Annotated in this window: 16 protein-coding genes; 10 read left to right on the forward strand and 6 right to left on the reverse strand. The window is 59.3% G+C overall.

Annotation, left to right across the window (positions count from 1 at the left end):
- The first annotated feature begins 152 nt into the window (after positions 1-152).
- The 6 genes from PXT33_RS06455 to PXT33_RS06480 all read left to right on the forward strand — a co-directional run bounded on the left by PXT33_RS06455 (position 153) and on the right by PXT33_RS06480 (position 7,012).
- Complete coding sequence (locus tag PXT33_RS06455) at positions 153-380, forward strand: hypothetical protein (protein ID WP_332376139.1); 228 nt, start codon at positions 153-155, stop codon at positions 378-380.
- 68 nt (positions 381-448) lie between these two features.
- Complete coding sequence (locus PXT33_RS06460) at positions 449-754, forward strand: hypothetical protein (protein WP_101956483.1); 306 nt, start codon at positions 449-451, stop codon at positions 752-754.
- Positions 744-1,481 carry a response regulator gene (locus PXT33_RS06465; RefSeq protein ID WP_332376140.1) on the forward strand — a complete coding sequence of 246 codons (738 nt, stop codon included), beginning with the start codon at positions 744-746 and terminating at the stop codon, positions 1,479-1,481. The genes PXT33_RS06460 and PXT33_RS06465 overlap by 11 nt, the downstream gene beginning before the upstream one ends.
- A gap of 26 nt (positions 1,482-1,507) precedes the next feature.
- A complete protein-coding gene (locus PXT33_RS06470) occupies positions 1,508-2,353 on the forward strand; it encodes a HAMP domain-containing sensor histidine kinase (protein WP_294647774.1) in 846 nt (281 codons plus the stop codon).
- Between the two features lie 352 nt (positions 2,354-2,705).
- Positions 2,706-5,645: an acyl-CoA dehydratase activase gene (locus PXT33_RS06475; protein WP_207698282.1), complete on the forward strand. Its 2,940-nt coding sequence runs from the start codon at positions 2,706-2,708 to the stop codon at positions 5,643-5,645.
- A gap of 50 nt (positions 5,646-5,695) precedes the next feature.
- On the forward strand, positions 5,696-7,012 hold the full coding sequence (locus tag PXT33_RS06480; RefSeq protein ID WP_118528096.1) for a 2-hydroxyacyl-CoA dehydratase: 1,317 nt from the start codon (positions 5,696-5,698) through the stop codon (positions 7,010-7,012).
- 99 nt (positions 7,013-7,111) lie between these two features.
- On the opposite strand, the gene PXT33_RS06485 is transcribed toward PXT33_RS06480, so the two are convergent.
- Both PXT33_RS06485 and PXT33_RS06490 read right to left on the reverse strand, forming a co-directional pair.
- Entirely contained in the window at positions 7,112-8,344 is a 1,233-nt protein-coding gene (locus PXT33_RS06485) for a 6-phosphofructokinase (RefSeq protein WP_097781973.1), read from the reverse strand.
- 83 nt (positions 8,345-8,427) lie between these two features.
- Entirely contained in the window at positions 8,428-9,651 is a 1,224-nt protein-coding gene (locus tag PXT33_RS06490; protein WP_120079423.1) for a 6-phosphofructokinase, read from the reverse strand.
- Between the two features lie 345 nt (positions 9,652-9,996).
- Here PXT33_RS06490 and PXT33_RS06495 point away from each other — a divergent pair, with 345 nt between their 5' ends.
- Complete coding sequence (locus PXT33_RS06495; RefSeq protein ID WP_097774767.1) at positions 9,997-11,004, forward strand: GDSL-type esterase/lipase family protein; 1,008 nt, start codon at positions 9,997-9,999, stop codon at positions 11,002-11,004.
- A gap of 198 nt (positions 11,005-11,202) precedes the next feature.
- Here PXT33_RS06495 and PXT33_RS06500 read toward each other — a convergent pair whose 3' ends face one another.
- Positions 11,203-11,676, reverse strand: coding sequence for a methylated-DNA--[protein]-cysteine S-methyltransferase (locus tag PXT33_RS06500; RefSeq protein WP_332376147.1), 474 nt, complete (start codon positions 11,674-11,676; stop codon positions 11,203-11,205).
- A gap of 87 nt (positions 11,677-11,763) precedes the next feature.
- On the opposite strand from PXT33_RS06500, the gene PXT33_RS06505 reads away from it, so the two are divergent.
- The 3 genes from PXT33_RS06505 to PXT33_RS06515 all read left to right on the forward strand — a co-directional run bounded on the left by PXT33_RS06505 (position 11,764) and on the right by PXT33_RS06515 (position 14,199).
- The gene (locus PXT33_RS06505; RefSeq protein ID WP_332376148.1) at positions 11,764-12,489 is read left to right on the forward strand and encodes an NAD-dependent protein deacylase; all 726 of its coding nucleotides are present in this window, start codon (positions 11,764-11,766) and stop codon (positions 12,487-12,489) included.
- 87 nt (positions 12,490-12,576) lie between these two features.
- The gene (locus PXT33_RS06510) at positions 12,577-13,215 is read left to right on the forward strand and encodes a hypothetical protein (RefSeq protein ID WP_207698277.1); all 639 of its coding nucleotides are present in this window, start codon (positions 12,577-12,579) and stop codon (positions 13,213-13,215) included.
- Positions 13,216-13,236: 21 nt separating this feature from the next.
- Positions 13,237-14,199: a D-2-hydroxyacid dehydrogenase gene (locus PXT33_RS06515; RefSeq protein WP_332376149.1), complete on the forward strand. Its 963-nt coding sequence runs from the start codon at positions 13,237-13,239 to the stop codon at positions 14,197-14,199.
- A 37-nt stretch (positions 14,200-14,236) separates the two neighbouring features.
- Here PXT33_RS06515 and PXT33_RS06520 read toward each other — a convergent pair whose 3' ends face one another.
- From PXT33_RS06520 to PXT33_RS06530, 3 genes are all read right to left on the reverse strand, one after another.
- Positions 14,237-15,400, reverse strand: a complete 1,164-nt coding sequence (locus PXT33_RS06520) for a pyridoxal phosphate-dependent aminotransferase (RefSeq protein ID WP_223387891.1) — start codon at positions 15,398-15,400, stop codon at positions 14,237-14,239.
- Positions 15,401-15,689: 289 nt separating this feature from the next.
- Entirely contained in the window at positions 15,690-16,382 is a 693-nt protein-coding gene (locus PXT33_RS06525) for a peptidoglycan-binding protein (RefSeq protein ID WP_005939873.1), read from the reverse strand.
- 3 nt (positions 16,383-16,385) lie between these two features.
- Positions 16,386-18,482, reverse strand: coding sequence for a peptidoglycan-binding protein (locus tag PXT33_RS06530; protein WP_347070531.1), 2,097 nt, complete (start codon positions 18,480-18,482; stop codon positions 16,386-16,388).
- Positions 18,483-18,573: the final 91 nt, after the last annotated feature.

Genomic DNA, 18,573 nt, shown 5'->3' on the forward strand with positions numbered 1-18,573 from the left:
GACCCGCAGCAAGGCGTTATACACTTCTATTTTACCGAAATAATATGAAAAAACTGTGTATATTTCAACGTAAATTTTGACCGGACCGGTATTTTTGGCTTTTGAGGCAGAAAAACAGGAAAATAAAGGAAAAATTGACGTGGAGGTTGAATTTGCGTCGCCGTCGTGCTATTTTAATAGCGGAAGATCCTGATAAAACAGAAAAGCATCGCGAAAGCAGAATTACACTGCCAATACGACGCAAAAAATCTGCGATGAACCGCAAGTACAAAATAAAATGTGTCGAAGCACAGAAAAACACGACAAAAAAATGCAACGAATGTGATTTTGACATTTTTAGACGCTTTTTCAGGATTGAACCAGCCCTCTCTGCTCTTTAAAATAAGATAAGAAAAACAAGGAATGCCTTGAAAACGTCGCAGGACCTTGTAGCAAGGGAGGAAAAATTATGGAACGTACATTTTCACCTATGATCCGTCAGTTTTCGGCAATCGACGGGTTGCAGAAAGCATATACGCTGGTATACTCAATGGATACAGGCAACGAAAACGGCTGCTGCCTGACGCTTTGCCGTACCGGGAACCGGCAGTACATGCAAAGCTGCTACATTGCAGCTGCACCAGAGTTCTGCTACCGGATCCTGCGCTATCTGTGTGAGAATGGCGTCCAGCCGGAGATCTGGCAGGATGTGGTAGAAGAACTGACCGATACAGAACAGCTCAGGCAGAAAGGCGGCGCGTTGCGTGGAGAGTGAGCACACAGCAAAAACGCTGCAGATCGCCCTTGGAAGCTACGACCGCAAGGAGCTGCGGGTGGAAAAGAACTACCTGCAGGAGCAAAGCCCTGCGTTGGAGTGCACCTGCTTCCAGAACGGCGGCCGTCTGCTGGAACAGCTGCGTCAGGGCCGTCAGTTTGATGTTGTGATCCTCTGCAGCCAGCTGGAAGATATGAGCGGGCTGGAGTTTTTAATGAATATCCGCAGCATGGATCCCAAACAGAATGTTGTTCTGTTTGATGAGGGCAGGCGGCAGAATACGAGTGCCATTTGTCTGGAATCGGGCGATGGATTCTGCTATGTGGGCCATGCCGAACTGAAGAACCTGCTGTGGGAGCTGTACCGCCTGCCGGGACGGCAGAGCCAGCGCATGGAACGCAAGTGTCAGGAACTGTACGAGGGCTGGGGCATCCAGCTGCCGGACGTGAACTGCAACTATCTTTCCTGTGCGGTGGGCGTGGTGTACGGCACCAGCCAGAAGCTGGCCATCCGCAAGGAAATCCTGCAGGCGGTGAGCGAGCAGTACGATGTGTCGGTCTCTGCTGTGGACAGCGGCATCCGGCGTATGATCGACCAGCTGGAAGCAAAGCCCTCGGCCAAGTGGCTGCGCTTCAAGGACGAAAGCGGATTTGCGGACGAGAAACCTACCACTGGTAAACTGATCTACACTGTCAAGAATTATCTTCAGCGTCAGAAGGACGACTGAGCATAAAACACAGGAGGCGCAAGGGTATGGAGCAGATGCGGCAGAACGAGGCGGGTGCACTGACCGCGCAGGCGATCCCGCAGAAGGATGTGGAACAGGCATGCTTCCATGCACTGGGCCTGATCGGACGCAATTGCGAATATCTGGACCAGCACCTTGCGCATGTGGGTGCCGACCAGCAGACCCGGCAGGCGGTGAACGATATCAGCGCTGCGTCGGCAAGGCTGGACCGCACTGTGAACGAAGTGATGTCGCTGCTGGATTTTCTGCGCACCGAGGAAGACCCGCGGCTCTATCCGCTGGACCTGTGCCAGCTGCTGCAGCAGGTCGCCGCACAGGCCGATATGGTGCAGGCACAGCTTGGGGTGGAACTGACGCTGGACTATGGCGGCTGGACAGCCTGCCGGGTCATGGCGGACCGCAATGATGCAGAACTGCTGTGCCTGCATCTGCTCTCGAATGCCTTGCGGGCCTGCAGTGCGGGCGGCAAAGTGCGGCTGATGCTGCGCCGCAGCGAAAGCTTCTGGCAGCTGACGGTGATGGATAATGGCTGCGGCCTGCCGGAAGCAGGCGAGGATACATGGCTGGAGAACCGGCGCTGCTTTCTGGGCGGCGCAAAGCTGGGCCTGCTGCTCTGCCGCGAGTGCTGCCGCCGCATGGGCTGGGGCCTGCGGGTGGAGCGCGCACCGGAAAAGGGCACACAGGCAGTGGTGACCATTCCGCTGTGCACCGACCGCATAATGGAGCCGACGGTAGAGCTGCATACGGGCGGCGATACGGCACAGGCACAGCAGCATCAGTACCAGCTGCGCAATATGCTGGTGCGGGAGCTGCGTACCATGCCGGAGCGCGGCGACCCGGACGAGCTGTGATGCATGCTGCATGATTGCATTATAATAATGAATAAGGACTGCTGCGGGGGAGATACTCCTGTGCGGCAGTCCTTTTTTGTTGGCAAAGGTTAAAAAACTTTGCCGAGACACCGGTGCAGCCGCATAAAAAGCGACAAGTTCACAAAATGTTTAACTTTTTGAGCGGAAAATACTATTTTTTCTGTGTAAAATAAGGGACGCTGATTGATTGTGCCGCAAAATTGGATTATAATACATTTGTATGCGAATTGACAAAATGATTCGTTAACAAACTAATTTTTGGCAAAGAAATTGATTTTGCCGTCCACCGGGGGCTTTGCCTCCGGCATTTGTCCTTAGGAGGAAAAACAACGTGAGAGTAGGTCTTGACATCGGCAGTACCACCATCAAGTGTGTGGTGCTGGATGAACATGATGCGCTGCTGTATTCTACATACGAACGGCATTACAGCCATATTCTGGAAAAGGCGCAGGAGCTGCTGCGCCGCATCGATGCCGAGCAGCTGCACGGTCAGAAGGCGTTGCTGAGCATTTCCGGTTCGGCGGGCATGGGTCTGGCCGACAGCTGCGGCGTGCCCTTTGTGCAGGAGGTGTTCTCCACCCGCGTAGCGGTCAAGCGCTTTGTGCCTGCCACCGACTGCGTGATCGAGCTGGGCGGTGAGGATGCCAAGATCCTGTTTCTGACCAACGGTACCGAGGTGCGCATGAACGGCAGCTGTGCCGGCGGCACCGGTGCCTTTATCGACCAGATGGCCACCCTGCTGAAAATGGGTGCCGACGAGATGAACAAGGCAGCAGAGAACGCACAGCGCACCTACACCATTGCGTCCCGTTGCGGCGTGTTTGCCAAGAGCGACGTGCAGCCCCTGATCAATCAGGGTGCCCGCACCGAGGACATTGCTGCCAGCATTTATAAGGCTGTGGTCAACCAGACCATTGCAGGCCTTGCACAGGGCCGTCCCATCAAGGGCAATATCCTGTATCTGGGCGGCCCGCTCACCTTCAGCAGCGTGCTGCGCAAGAGCTTTGACGAAGCGCTGAACGTGACCGGCATCTGCCCGGAGAACAGCCTGCTGTATGTGGCACTGGGCGCTGCCCTCTATGCCGACAAGGCTTTCGTTCTGTCCGAGGTGGCCGATGCGCTGGATCAGTATGCTGCCACTGCCACCTACGCCAGCGAGCCACCGCTGTTCGCCAGCAAGGAGGAGTATGAGGCGTTCCACGCCCGCCACATGTCCCACAGTGTGCCGCGTGTGCCGTTCAGCGCGCAGTGCGGGCCGGTGCATATCGGCATCGACTCCGGCTCCACCACCGTCAAGCTGGTGGTGGTGGACGAGAAGAGCCAGATCCTTTACACCAACTATCAACCGAACCTCGGCAACCCGCTGCCCCTCATCCGGGAGCAGCTGCTCAAAATTTACAAGGAGCACCCGGGCCTGCAGGTGGCCAGCGTGACCACCACCGGCTACGGCGAAGAGCTGGTGAAGAACGCATTCCGCTGCGATTACGGTCTGGTGGAAACGGTGGCGCACTTTACCGCTGCAAAATACTTTATGCCGGATGTGGATTTCATCATCGACATCGGCGGTCAGGACATGAAGTGCTTCAAGATCGAAGATGGTGCCATCAGCAACATCTTCCTGAACGAAGCCTGCTCCTCCGGCTGTGGCAGCTTTTTGCAGACCTTTGCACAGGCACTGGGCTATGACGTGAAGAAATTTGCAAGCCTTGGCCTGTTCGCAGACCGTCCGGTGGATCTGGGCAGCCGCTGCACCGTGTTCATGAACAGCTCGGTCAAGCAGGCCCAGAAGGACGGTGCCAGCATCGAGAACATCTCGGCAGGCCTGTCCATCAGCGTGGTCAAGAACGCACTGTACAAGGTCATCCGCGCTTCCAGCCCGGAAGAGCTGGGCCGCAAGATCGTGGTGCAGGGCGGTACCTTTTATAATGAAGCCGTGCTGCGCGCCTTTGAAAAGGAGATGGGCGTGGAGGTCATCCGCCCGGACATTGCCGGCTTGATGGGCGCTTACGGTGCGGCTCTGTTCGGCCTGCGCCAGAGCCAGAAGGCCCACAAGACTGCTTCTGCCATGATGAACGAGCAGGAGCTGGAAGCCTTTGCGCAGAAGGTGGTCAGCGTCAAGTGCGGCGGCTGCGGCAACCACTGCCAGCTCACCGTCAACACCTTTGCGGATGGCCGCAAGTACATCTCCGGCAACCGCTGCGACAAGCCCGTGACCGGCAAGAGTGCCGACGACAGCCTGAACCTCTACGCCTACAAGCAGCAGCTGCTGGCCGAGTATAAGCCGGTGGCCGGCAAGCGCGGCTCCATCGGCATCCCGCTGTGTCTGGGCTTCTACGAGCTGCTGCCCTTCTGGTGGGCCTTCTGGACAAAGCTTGGCTTTGCCGTGCACACCAGCCCGGTGTCCAGCCGCGGCCTGTACCTCGCCGGTCAGGCTACTATCCCCAGCGATACCGCCTGCTTCCCGGCAAAGCTGAGCCACGGCCACATCAAGGCCCTGAGCCAGATGCAGCTGGACGCTATTTTCTACCCCTGCCTGACCTACAATGTGGACGAGGGCCTGGGCGACAACCATTATAACTGCCCGGTGGTGGCCTACTACCCCGAGGTTCTGGCAGGCAACTGCCCGGAGCTGGAGGGCACCAAGTTCATCTATGACTATGTGGGCATCCACCGCCCTAAGGACTTTGTGCACAAGATGGCAAAGAACATCCTGCCCAAGTACTTCGGCGGCATCTCTGAAAAAGAGGTGCAGGCCGCAGCAGATGCCGCCTATGCGGAATACGAGTCCCACATGGCAAAGATCCGCGTGAAGGGCAGCGAGATCATCGATGAAGCCCGCCGTCAGGGCAAGCGCATCATCGTGCTGGCAGGCCGCCCCTACCATGTGGACCCCGAGGTGAACCACGGCATCGACCGCCTCATCACCCGCCACGGTGCTGCCGTTGTTACCGAGGACAGCATTTCCAACCGGGTGCAGAAGTTCCCTACCAGCGTACTGAACCAGTGGACCTACCACAGCCGCCTGTATGCCGCCGCCAAGTACTGCACCACCCAGAAAGATATGGATCTGGTGCAGCTGGTGTCCTTCGGCTGCGGCGTGGATGCCATCACCACCGACGAGACCCGCGAAATTCTGCAGGAGGGCGGCAAGCTCTACACCCAGCTCAAGATCGACGAGATCACCAATCTGGGTGCCGTGAATATCCGTCTGCGCAGCCTGTTTGCCGCTCTGGATGAGCGGGACGAGGTGGCCGCAGAAAAGGCAGAATAAAATAGAGATAGAGCAAAAAGCTTTTTAAGAAAGCAACATAGGAGGAACCTATGGAATACAATTATCCCAAATTTACTCCGGAGATGAAGAAGACCCACACCATCCTCATCCCCAACATGGCCATTACCCAGTTCCGCCTGCTGGAGTACGCTCTGCGTTACGACGGCTACAAGTGCGAAATTCTGGGCAACTGCGGCAGTGCCGTGGCACAGCTGGGCCTGAAATACGTCCACAACGACACCTGCTACCCGGCTCTGCTGGTCATCGGTCAGTTTCTGGACGCGCTGAACAGCGGCAAGTACGATCTGGAGCATACTGCGCTGCTCATCACCCAGACCGGCGGTGGCTGCCGTGCTTCCAACTACATTCATCTGCTGCGCAAGGCACTGGTCAAGGCGGGCTATCCGCAGATCCCGGTGGCCAGCCTGAACTTCTCGGGTCTGGAAAAGGACAGCGGCTTCCAGATGACCCTGCCGCTGGCCCGCCGTGCGCTGGCCTGCATCTTCTACGGCGATATGCTGTGCGCTTTGCGCAATCAGGTGGCACCTTACGAGAACGAGAAGGGGGCTGCCGATAAGATGGTAGACCTGTGGGTGGAACGCTTGGGCCGCGTGCTGCTGGCAGGCAAGGGCTACACCTCCAAGGAGATGAAGCACACCTTCCCCCTCATCGCAAAGGACTTTGCTGCCATCCCCGTTACCCGGGTGCCCAAGGTCAAGGTGGGCGTGGTTGGCGAAATTTACGTCAAGTACAGCCCGCTGGGCAACAACGACCTGCAGAAGTTCCTGGAAAGTCAGGACTGCGAGGTGAACTTCCCGGGCCTGATGGGCTTTGTGCAGTACTGCGCCTTTAACATGGGCGAGGACCACGTCCTGTACGGCGGCAAACTGGCGGTGAAGATCGGCATTGACCAGTTCCTGAACTGGCTGGACAGCATCGAGCGCGCCATGCTCAAGGCTGAGGCCGATGCCGGCTTCTACGCCCCCGGCCCCTTCAAGGAGCTGGTGGAAAAGCCCAAGGGCATCATTTCGCTGGGTGCCAAGATGGGCGAGGGCTGGCTGCTGACTGCCGAGATGATCGAGCTGGTGCAGGGCGGCTACGGCAACATCGTGTGTGCCCAGCCCTTCGGCTGCCTGCCCAACCACATCGTGGGCAAGGGCATGGTGAACAAGATCCGCGCCCTGTACCCCAGTGCCAACATCACCCCCATCGATTACGACCCCAGCGCCACCAAGGTCAATCAGGAGAACCGCATCAAGCTGATGCTGGCAGTGGCCAAAGAGCGCCTGAATGCCCCGGTGGAGGCAAAGCCTCTGACGGCAGAGGAGATCGCAGGCGGCGCACCCAAAGTCGGCGCAGCGGTCTGATGTTCTAAAGCGGAGAATACCGAAATGCAAAAAGCCCGTCCGGGCGTAAAACTCGGACGGGCTTTCATCATGCCTTGAGAAAAATCAATGCAGGAGAGATCACTTCTGATTCTTCATGTAGATGTGGTGGGGCAGACCGGCAATGTACAGCGGGGTCAGCTCGGCCTGGATCAGCGGGCGGGCATAAGCCAGAAACTCATCGGTCATCTGGGTGTGGTTGGCGTTCATCCAGCTCAGCGGCACCTTCTTTTCGAGATTTGCAACCTCGCTGATGGGGTGCAGCTCGGTGGTGCACTGGTACGGGCTGTTGGAGATGCGCTTCAGGGCCACCATCTGGCCGGTAACGCCCTCAAAGGCCGCCTTGGCGGCAGCACCGCCCACCTGATAGGCTTCGGTGATGTCGGTGCGGCTGGTCAGATGGCCTGCGCAGCGCTGCAGGGTGGAAAGCTCGATGCAGCGGGTCTTTGTGTCCAGATTGCGGGCCACCACATTTGCCAGATACCGTGCGGTGCCGGTCAGGGCCTTATGGCCGAAAGCGTCCACTGCGTGCACATCGTCGGCCAGCTCACAGACGTAGCGGCCATCTTCCAGCTTCACGCCTTCGGAAACGGCGATCACGATGCTGGGCTTCTTCTCCTGCATCACGCGCACCTTCTCAATGAAGTGTTCCACATTGAAGGGCACTTCGGGCAGGCAGATCATGTCCACACCCTCGCAGTCGTCACTCTTTGCCAGAGCGGCGGCAGCGGTCAGCCAGCCGGCGTTGCGGCCCATGATCTCCACCACGGTGACGTACTTGGTGCCGTACACGGTGGCGTCGCGGATGATCTCCTTCATCACCACGCCGATGTACTTGGCAGCAGAGCCGTAGCCGGGGGTGTGGTCGGTGACCATCAGGTCGTTGTCGATGGTCTTGGGCACGCCCATAAAGCGAATGTCGCTCTGGATGCGCTCGCCGTACTCGGCCAGCTTGCCGATGGTGTCCATGGAGTCGTTGCCGCCGATGTAGAAGAAGTAGCCGATGTTCAGCTTTTCCAGAATGGCGAACAGCTTTTTGTAGACGGTCTCGTCCTCATGCCAGTCCGGCAGCTTGTAGCGGCAGCTGCCGAGGAAGCTGGACGGGGTGCGCTTGAGCAGCTCGATGTCCAGATCGTCCGTCAGCACGGTGGAAAGATCCACCACCCGCTCCTCCAGCAAACCGGCAACGCCATTGCACATACCGTAAACGATCTCTGCGCCGCGGTTCTTGCAGCTCTCAAAGACGCCTGCAAGGCTTGCATTGATGACGGAAGTAGGACCGCCAGACTGACCAACGATTGCATTTTTACCCATGATGATTTCTCCTTTTTTGTTTTTCTGTTTCGGCAATATAATATTACGTGCAGGATGCACGAAAACAGACGCGGGAAAAGGGGTTACAGACGGATATGGCGCGGGGTGCCGTTGACATAGACGGGCGTTACCTCGTCCAGGATCAGCGGGCGGGCGTACTCCTCAAAGGCAGCAGTCACCTGCATCCCGTCGGGGCTGATCCAGTCCAGCGGCACCTTCTTTTCAAGGTTTGCCACCTGCTGCACATCCACCGACTCGGTGATGCACTGGTAGGGATAAGCGGAAATGCGCTTGAGCGCGATCATGCGGCCGGTCTCGCCCGCAAAGGCTGCTGCTGCTGCGGCACCGCCCACAGCGTAGGCTTCGTTCACATCCGTGCGGCTGGCCAGATGGCTGGCGCAGCGCTGCAGGGTGGAAAACTCGATGGCACGGCTCTTGCAGTTCAGCTTGTCGTGGATGAGGTCGGAGAGATAACGGCTGGTGCCGCTGAGCACGGCCTTGTGGCCAAAGGCATCCAGCTGGCCTGCGGTGGACACCAGATCGCACAGATAGGTGCCGTCGGCGGTCTTTACGCCCTCGCTGGCCGCAATGATCACATTGGACTTGCGGCGCTGCAGCTCGTCCACCTTGGCAAGGAACTTGTCCTGATCGAAGGGCACCTCCGGCAGCAGGATCAGATCCGGGCCTTCGCAGTCGTCGCCGCCCGCAAGGCAGGCCGCACCGGCAAGCCAGCCCGCATGTCGGCCCATGATCTCGGCCACGGTCACGCTGCGGATGTCATACACGGAGGAATCCCGGATGACTTCCTTTAAAATAGTGGCAATGTACTTGGCGGCAGAGCCGTAGCCGGGGGTGTGGTCGGTCAGGCACAGGTCGTTGTCGATGGTTTTGGGCACACCGATGAACCGCACGCTGCTGCCCACGCGCTCACCGTAGCGGGAAAGCTTTGCGATGGTGTCCATGGAGTCGTTACCGCCAATGTAGAACACCGCGCAGATGTCGTACTTGTCAAACAGGGTGAACAGTTTGATGAAGGGTGCGGAGTCCACATCCGGGTCCGGCAGCTTGTAACGGCAGCTGCCAAGGTAGCTGGAAGGCGTGCGCTTGAGCAGTTCAATGCTCATGCGGTCGTCCAGCAGGACGTTCAGCTCCAGCATTTCTTCCTTGAGCAGACCTTCGATGCCGTATTTCATGCCGTACACCTTGTCTGCACCCAGGCTGCAGGCGGCTTTGTACACGCCTGCCAGACTGGAGTTGATCACGGCGGTAGGGCCGCCGCTCTGACCAATGATCACATTCTTGGCCATGAGTACCTCCTTTTGCAAATTTCATTCTTATCATTTGTACATCGCTGCAGGTTCCGGCTTCCGCGCCGCCAGAGTGGGGTTTGGTCTAAAGGCCCTGCACTGCCCGCAGACCGTGCGGCAAACAAACCGGATGCTGCAAGTGATACAAAAAAGTTTGCGGCATGTGCACACCCTTTTTGTAAAATGTGCAAAATTACCACATCCTTATTGTACCTGTTTTGCCTGTTGTATGCAAGACCTAATTGGTTGCACAGGCAAAAAAATTATGATAAAATAAAAAACGCACAGCCCCGGGCGGATAAAACCCCCTTCTGTGCGGGAAAAATGGAGAAAGCTGGAAAAACCATGGGCATTTCACACGAGTATCATTCTGCGCCGCGCCGGGCACGGCGCGGTACAGTCAGCGGCAAGCTGCGCTTTCTGGGCGCAGTGGTCGCCATTTTGCTGGTATCCTACGCCATCACGGCCATTCTGGAAAAGGGCGCAGAGGGCGCGGACGATACCCCGTCTACCAACGCCAGCGGCATTGCCGAGAACATTCTGGCACCGCTGCCCATGCAGGGCGAAGCGGATAGCAGCAGTGCTGCACAGGATGGCAGCACCGGTGGGCAGGCCGTCACACTGGAGAACTTTGGCCCTGCAAAGCAGAGCGCTGGGGCCTACACCGTCAAAGCCTATGATGCCAGCGTCATCCGCCAGCCCAGCTGCGGGCAGGTGGACCTGAGCTACTTCGCGGACGCAGCCTTTCTGGGTGACAGTCTGACGGTGGGCTTCTCGGATTACCAGATCAATCTGGACGGGGCACTCATCTGCGGCTATACCGGCGTTGGCCCGGATGCCATTGTGAACCGCAGCGCAGTCAAAAGCCCCACCCGCGGGCAGGAGGTAGCGCTGGATGTGCTGGCCGCTGCCCGGCCCAAGAAGCTGTATATCCTGCTGGGCACTAACACCCTCACCACGCTGGGCGCTTCGGATCGCTTCCTTGCCTACTATGGCCAGATGCTGGATATGCTGCGCGAGGCTTTGGGCGAGGACTGCGTGATCTACGTGCAGTCTATCCCGCCGGTGCGACCCTCGGCAGCTGCCGAAAAGCCCGGCCTTGCATCGGATGTGCTGCGCGGTGTGAACGAGCAGCTGGCTCAGCTGGCCGCCAGCAAGGGATGCGTTTACCTTGACCTGTGGGAGACCCTTGCCGACGGCGAGGGCAACCTGAAGGAGATGCTTGCAGCGCCGGATGGCGTGCATCTCTCTGCAGGCAACGGCTACGGCGCATGGGTCACCTACCTGCGCAACCACGCCAAGTACAGCGCGGATAATTCCTGGACGATGGGCAGCATTTACAGTGCACAGTAAAACGGAGTGAAAAATAAAGAGCCGTTGCACAAAATGGATGTGCAATGGCTCTTTTGTGTATGATGCAGTTTCCCACAGCGACCCTACGGTGAAAAAGTGTTTCAGAAAAGCCCGCAGGCTTTTCTGAAACACAAATATAAAATAAATTTTCCGCTGAAAATGCCCAGAGCGAACGCGGAGGGCATTCCGATCATAAAATTACTCCTGCTGTTCCAACTCCAGCAAATATTGCTTCATCTCCACGCCATAGGCGTAGCCGGTGAGCCTGCCGGTGCTGCCCACCACCCGGTGGCAGGGCTGAAGGATGGCGATGGGGTTGCAGTGGCAGGCACCGCCCACGGCACGGCTGGCCTTGGGCTTGCCAACAGCGGCGGCCAGCTGGCCGTAGGTGCGGGTCTCACCGTAGGGGATGCGGCACATCTCGGCCCAGACGGCCTTCTGGAAGGGGGTGCCCTTGGGGGCCAGCGGCAGATCGAATTCCCTGCGCGCCCCGGCAAAATATTCGTTCAGCTGCTCCTCGGCTTCCTGTAAAAGCGGTGTCTCGCACACCTTGCGGGGCAGCGGTTCCAGTTCCGGTACGCCGTCCGGGCAGAGGGTCAGCCCGCAGATGGCATCGTTTTCCTCTTCCAGCCGGAAGGTTCCCAGAATGCTGTTCACATACCAGACGTTCAAAAGTTGCGCTTCCTTTCCTGTGAGTTTGTGTTATACTGAAGTTATCTTAACACAAATGTACATCCGGCGAAAGGGGCGTTTTTTGTTATGGTACAGGCATTGGAAGAAATCATTGCCAAAAGCAGCAGCGTCGTGTTCTTTGGCGGGGCGGGCGTTTCCACCGAGAGCGGCATCCCGGACTTCCGCAGTGTGGACGGACTTTACCATCAGAAGTACGCCTACCCGCCGGAAACGATCCTGAGCCATACCTTCTGGGAGGAGAATCCGGAGGAGTTTTACCGTTTTTACCGCGATAAGCTCATCGTGAAGGGGGCAAAGCCCAACGCGGCCCACCTGCGGCTGGCAAAGCTGGAAGGGGAGGGCAGGCTGAAAGCGGTCGTCACCCAGAACATCGACGGCCTGCATCAGGCGGCGGGCAGCCGCACGGTGTACGAGCTGCACGGCAGCACCCTGCGCAACTACTGCACCCGCTGCGGTAAGTTCTATGATGTGGATTTCATTGCCAACAGCACCGGTGTGCCCCGCTGCACCGAGTGCGGCGGCATCGTCAAGCCGGATGTGGTGCTGTATGAAGAAGGGCTGGACGAGGAGGTGCTGTCCGGCGCGGTGAACGCCATCCGCCATGCGGATACCCTGATCATCGGCGGCACAAGCCTTGTGGTGTACCCGGCGGCAGGACTGACCCGGTACTTCCGGGGCGACCATCTGGTGGTCATCAATATGCAGCCCACCGGGGCAGATGCGGAAGCCGACCTGTGCATTGCAAAGCCCATTGGTCAGGTGCTGAGCGAGGATGTAACGCTGGATCTGTAAAACAAAAAGAGCGGCCCTGTTTCGCGCCGATTCTCGCCCCCGGTCCGGTATGCTGGATGCATACTGAAAAAGAATGGGGGAAACCAAATGATCCAGGTTTGTGACCCGCCGCGCACGCGGCAGGTAAGGCGGCTTTCGGCGGAGGAATTCTGCCAGCTGGCGCAGAGCGAAGTGAGCAGTGTGTACCGTCCGCGCAGCGAGGTGCTGCGGATGCTGACGGTAGGCGAGGTGTGGGGCGTGTACAGTACACGCGGTGTGCCGGGAGCCGGGTGCATCCTGCTGCCCATGGATGCCGATGTGGCAGCGGCGGCTGCGCTGCGCCGATTTCTGGGCTGGAACCGCACGTCAGGCGGATATTTTTTGACCCCGGCAGCCGGGCCGGACGGCCATGCCGCCGAGACTCTTGCGCCGCTGCTGGCTGCGGCTGCTGCCCGGCAGGAGTTTCTTGCCCGGCAGCGGGCACGGTGGGCCGTGGTGGAATGTGCGGCAGAAGAGCTGATCCCGCTGTATCTGCGTCAGGGGTTTGCTTTGCGGGCTATCCGCCCGCTGGACAGTCTGGCACCGTGTTTTCTGCTGCAGGCCGGGTGCCTTGCGCAGAATGTGCCGCCGGTATGGCTCCCGCTGGCCGACCGGGTGCACATTGCCATCCTGCTGGCTCGAGGCTATGCCGCGCTGGAAAGCCGCGAAAGCCCGCAGGGCACCGTGCTGGCACTGTATCCCGTATGATGTGAAAGTGAGGAAGTTGAAATGAAAGCAGTTGTTCTGGAAGATTATGCCATACAGCAGGGAGATCTGGACTGGTCGGGTGTGAAGGCGCTTGTGCCGGACATCACCCGCTATGGGCGCACCGCGCAGGAAGAGGTGGTGCCGCGCATCGGGGATGCGGAGATCGTGTTCCTGAATAAGTGCCGCATCGACGAAGCCGTTCTGGCCCAGTGCCCGAAGCTCAGGTGGGTGGGCATCATTGCCACCGGAACGGATAACCTTGATCTGAAGGCCTGCCGCCGCCATGGCGTGCCGGTAGCCAACGTGCCGGGCTATTCTACTTACAGTGTGGCACAGATGACCTTCAGCCTGCTGCTGGCCATCTGCCAGTGCGCCGACCGTTACCATCGCCTTGTGCAGGACGGCCATTGGCGCACCAAGGAGCCTGCGGCCTACGGTCTGCTGCCGCAGGTGGAACTGCTGGGCAAGACCTTTGGCATCTATGGCTACGGCAGCATTGGCCGGCAGACCGCCCGCATTGCCAAGGCCTTTGGCATGGAGGTGTTGGTGTGCACCCGCACCGTTCGGCCGGAGTATGAAGCCGACGGTGTGGAGTTCGTGGATCTTGACACCCTGCTTGCCCGCAGCGATGTGCTCAGCCTGCACTGCCCGGCAACACCTGCAACACGGGGGCTGATCAACGCGGCCACCCTTGCAAAGGCAAAGCCCGGCATGATCTTGCTGAACACCGCCCGCGGTGCGCTGGTGGACGAGCAGGCCGTGGCCGATGCGCTGAAAAACGGGAAGCTTGGCTTTTACGGTGCCGATGCCTTTGGCACTGAACCGCTGCCGCAGGCAAGCCCTTTGCGCGGCCTGCCGAATGCCCTGCTGACACCGCACATCGCGTGGGCCACCAACGAAGCCCTGCAGCGGCTGATGGATATTACTGCCAACAACCTGCGCACATGGCTGGATGGCGCGGGAGAGAATATTGTGAACGCATAAAAATAACGGGAACGCCGCATGGACGTTCCCGTTATTTTTAGTTCAGGATACCGCTTGCCTTGATGGACTGCACCGCCTCGGCAATGCGCTCCGGCGGCAGGGTGAGGGCAAAGCGCACGTAGCCTTCGCCCAAGGGGCCAAAGCTGGAACCCGGCGTGCACAGCACACCGCTCTTTTCCACAAGGTCAAGACAGAAGTCCATGCTCTTTGCGTACTTTGCCGGGATGGGTGCCCACACGAACATGCTGCCGTGACTGTCCGGCACATTCCAGCCAATGGAACGCAGGCCGCCGCACAGAGCGTCGCGGCGCTGCTGGTACAGGCCGCACTGCGTTTTTACCATGTCCAGCGGGCCGGTCAGGGCGGCGATGGCCGCTTTCTGCACCGGCAGGAACATGCCGAAATCGATCTGGCCGCGCAGTTTCTTGAAGGCAGCCACCACGTCCCTCCGGCCCACAAGAAAGCTGATGCGGGCACCGGTGACGTTGAAGCTTTTGGACAGGCTGAAGAACTCCACGCCCACATCCATGGCACCCGGCGTATTGAAGAAGCTGTTGCCCACGGCCCCGTCAAAGATAATGTCGCTGTAGGCGTTGTCGTGGATGATGAGAATGTCATACTTTTTGGCAAAGGCCACCAGCTCGGCGTACAGCTCCGGGGAGCCGACGCTGCCCACTGGGTTTGCGGGCAGGGAGACGATCATATACTTTGCCTTGCGGGCCACATCCTCCGGGATGTCCTTCACATAAGGCAGGAAGCCGTGCTCCTTGGTCAGCGGGTAATACCACGGCTTTGCGCCGCCCAGCAGACTGCCCGCAATGAACACCGGGTAGCAGGGAGTGGGCAGCAGCACGGTGTCGCCCTCGTCGCACAGCACCATACCAATGTGGCCCACGCCCTCCTGACTGCCCGCACAGCTGGCCACCTGATCCGGCGTGATCTCTATGCCGAAGCGGCGCTTGTAGTAGCCGCACACAGCATCCAGCAGCTCAGGCAGGTCGCGCAGGCTGTACTTCCAGTTCTGCGGGTCGGCAGCGGCATCCATCATGGCCTTGCGGATGTGCTCGGCAGGCGCGAAGTCCGGCGTGCCGACGCTCAGATTATAAATGGTGCGGCCCTGTGCTTCCAGAGCTACCTTGCGTTCGTTCAGTGCGGCGAAGATCTCGTCGCCGAACAAGTCCAGTCGTTTGGAAAATTCCATGATACAATACCCCTCAAATCCTCTTGTTTTCAACATGAACCATTTTAATAATAGAGCTATTTTAGCACGTTTTTCCAAACCGCGCAACGAAAAGGGCAGATGCGGGAGAAAGTTTCAACTTTCGGTGATGGGAAGCGAAGGATGTTTCACGGGAAGAAAACCCTCTCAGTCACGGCTGACGCCGTGCCAGCTCTCCCGAAGGGCGAGCTTTATGAGTGCAAACCATCAGATGCAAAAGAGCTCCCCCTTTCGGGGGAGCTGGCGAGCGAAGCGAGACTGAGAGGGTTTATCAATCGATCGTCGTTTTTGTCCGTCCCACGCCGATGACGGCGGTGCTGATCTTTTTCCAGCTGCTGCAGCCGCACACACCGTCCACACGCAGGCTCGTGCGCCGCTGGAAGCCTTTCAGCGCTTCCTCCGTCCGGGCACCAAAGATGCCGTCGATGCGGCTCCCGGTCTGGTAGCCCAGCGTGGAAAGCGCGTCCTGCAGAATCATCACATAGCAGCCGCGGCTTCCGCGCCGCAGGGTGGGGTAGCCTGCTGTGGTGCCGCTGCAGGCGGGCGTGCCGTAGCGGCGGTCCATGTGCACCCATGTGGGGGTCTGGCTCAGCGGCTCCACATAGCCCCATGCCCCGGTGCCCCGGGCTGCGTTGTAGATGGCCGTGCGGGCGGTCTGGGTCAGGCTTTGGCCCACGTCAAAGGATACGCCCGCGTAGTGCTGGCTGCGGGTGCCGTGGCCGCCCTCCCAGATGCGGCGGAAGGCATACCCCACCGGGATGCCCTTGCCGTACTTGCGGCGGGTCAGGTTCCACGCTTCCATGGCCGCAATGGTGGTCCACAGGGTGGGGCTGGCGGATTTGCCACGGAATTCCCGCACCCGCAGGGTGGTGCCGGTGCTGTAGGGCATGGGGTCGTTCTCGTTTAGGTTTGCATAGGTGTATACCTTGTTCTCGTAGGCATCGTAGATCAGAAGTCGTGCCATCGCTCATTCCTCCTTGCTGCAGTGTGGGCAGCTCTGGGCCTGCAGCGCAGCCCATGTTCCGCGGTCCACGGTGCCGGTCACCAGCAGCCCGGCCCGCTGCTGTGCCAGCCGGACGGCGGCAGTCTCTTCCGGGCCGAAGCAGCGGTTCTCGGTCACATAGCCCTCGGTGCAGTACAGGCAGGAACGTCCGTTCAGCCATGTCTCCACCTGCGCCACGTCCGGCCCCACGCTGCCCGCGCCGATGGCCCGGCCCGGGTAGACCGGGCCATGCCCGATGCTGCGGTCGGGGTTGGGCATTTCGGCGGCGAGCTGCAGGCTCAGCGCTTCCACAGCTGTCCATGTGTCGGCATCCGCAATGCCGGTCTCGGGCAGGCCCAGCAGCTCCTGTGCGCTGCGGGCGGCGACGGCAGTCTCGTCGGTGTACTGGTCGGAGAGGGGCGGGGCCTCCACGCTGGTAAAGTAGTAGGCAATGCGCTGCAAAAGCAGGCTGTAGTAGAGCACTGCACTGCCGGAAGACCCCACTGTGAGCGGGGTACCGGGGTAGGGCAGGCGTTTCAGGGTGACCACCGGCCCGGATGTCCGCAGAGTGGACGCCTTGTCGTACAGGCTGTTCCATGTGGTACGTCCCACGATGCCATCTACAATCAGCCTCGCAAAGCGCTGGTAGGCCCGCACGGCAGCTTCGGTGGAAGCACCGAACTGTCCGTCGATGCCAATGGCCGGGATGCTGCTCTCGTAGGCGCTCATGAGGTAGAGGTAGAACTGCAGCTCCCGCACCGCTGTGCCGGAAGAGCCTTTGCGCAGCACGCCCGGGTACTCGCCGGGGCGCAGGCTGGACGACAGCAGCTTGTTGGCGATGTCGTTGTACACCTCGTATAGCTTGTTCCATGTCGTGCGGCCCACCACACCGTCGCTGGTCAGGCCAAAGTAGGTCTGGAACCGCTTGACTGCCGCTGTGGTGGCACTGCCGAACTTGCCGTCCACCGTGATGTTGGTCAGGTTCGAGTACACCGTGCGCGCGATCTTGAGCCAGAACTGCACCAGCCGCACATTCTGTCCGCTTGCACCCTCCCGCAGGGCGGTGCCGGGGTAGGCATTGGGGGTGCCGTTGTCGGACTGGATGCTGCGGAACTGGTCGTACAGTGCGGTCCATGTGTCACGGCCCACCACGCCGTCCACGGTCAGGCCGTATTTGCGCTGGAAGGCCCGCACCGTGTTGGCCGTTCCAGTGCCGTAAACGCCGTCCACTGTTAACGATGGGATGGAAGGCTCATACTGTGCCAGCGTATTCAGCCAGAACTGCAGCTGTTCCACGGCGCTGCCGGTGGAGCCGGTGCGCAGTACGGTGCCGCCCCATGTGCCGTCCGAGAGAGTGCCGCTGGACACCTCGCCCTCGCTGGTCAGCTCCGCAAGATCCTTGACCGACACATAGATATAGCTGATCTTGTACCATGTCTGTCGTCCGACTACGCCGTCGGCGGTCAGGTTGAACTGCCTCTGGAACGCCCTGACCGTGGCGGCCATCTTGGCCCCGAACACGCCGTCCACAGTCAGCAGGCCGAGGAAGGGATAGTCCTTGGTGATGCGGTTCAGCTGGCGCTGCAGGGTGAACACCGCTGTGCCGCTGTCGCCCTGCCGGATGGGCGAACCGGGGTAGCTCTGGGGGATGGACTGGATGTTCGAGGTGCGGATGATCTCGATGTCGTTGCCGTAGTAATACTTCAGGATCTGCAAGGCGTTACGGCCCTGATTGGCCAGCGTCACGGTGCCCCACTGCTTGAGACCCGGGCAGGTGACCGATTTACCGTCGCAGTATTCAGAGTAGTAGGGGTTTACGGTGCCGGTCTTGCGGATATAGGTGTTGAAGATGTCGTCGGTGATGCGCACCATCACATCGAACACGGTGCGTCCGTGAACGTAATACTGGTCGTAGCTGGTGGAGTTGGTAATGTTGAAGGTGTAGCCCTTGCTGGGGTACCACTCGGTGTAGATGCGGTTGAGTGCCAGCGAGATCTGGCAGTGGATGTTGGCCCGCAGGGCCTGCTCCGGCCACGGGGAGCAAAATAACCAAACTGGAAAAATAATCGTACAATAGTCCAAAATGTGCCAATTTGGAACGTTCGAGAACTGATTTTTGCGCCGAATAAGTCATACTTATAATAGGCGGATTTTTGTTTATGCAGCAGGTTTA

This window comes from Faecalibacterium taiwanense, from assembly GCF_036632915.2.
Classification (GTDB): Bacteria; Bacillota; Clostridia; order Oscillospirales; family Ruminococcaceae; genus Faecalibacterium; species Faecalibacterium taiwanense.

Bases quoted from the DNA above. Each gene is read 5' to 3' on its own strand.
- PXT33_RS06520 (WP_223387891.1), bottom strand. From the start codon at position 15,400: ATGGAATTTTCCAAACGACTGGACTTGTTCGGCGACGAGATCTTCGCC.
- PXT33_RS06495 (WP_097774767.1), top strand. From the start codon at position 9,997: ATGGGCATTTCACACGAGTATCATTCTGCGCCGCGCCGGGCACGGCGC.
- PXT33_RS06490 (WP_120079423.1), bottom strand. From the start codon at position 9,651: ATGGCCAAGAATGTGATCATTGGTCAGAGCGGCGGCCCTACCGCCGTG.
- PXT33_RS06460 (WP_101956483.1), top strand. From the start codon at position 449: ATGGAACGTACATTTTCACCTATGATCCGTCAGTTTTCGGCAATCGAC.
- PXT33_RS06485 (WP_097781973.1), bottom strand. From the start codon at position 8,344: ATGGGTAAAAATGCAATCGTTGGTCAGTCTGGCGGTCCTACTTCCGTC.
- PXT33_RS06525 (WP_005939873.1), bottom strand. From the start codon at position 16,382: ATGGCACGACTTCTGATCTACGATGCCTACGAGAACAAGGTATACACC.
- PXT33_RS06480 (WP_118528096.1), top strand. From the start codon at position 5,696: ATGGAATACAATTATCCCAAATTTACTCCGGAGATGAAGAAGACCCAC.
- PXT33_RS06510 (WP_207698277.1), top strand. From the start codon at position 12,577: ATGATCCAGGTTTGTGACCCGCCGCGCACGCGGCAGGTAAGGCGGCTT.
- PXT33_RS06505 (WP_332376148.1), top strand. From the start codon at position 11,764: ATGGTACAGGCATTGGAAGAAATCATTGCCAAAAGCAGCAGCGTCGTG.
- PXT33_RS06470 (WP_294647774.1), top strand. From the start codon at position 1,508: ATGGAGCAGATGCGGCAGAACGAGGCGGGTGCACTGACCGCGCAGGCG.
- PXT33_RS06515 (WP_332376149.1), top strand. From the start codon at position 13,237: ATGAAAGCAGTTGTTCTGGAAGATTATGCCATACAGCAGGGAGATCTG.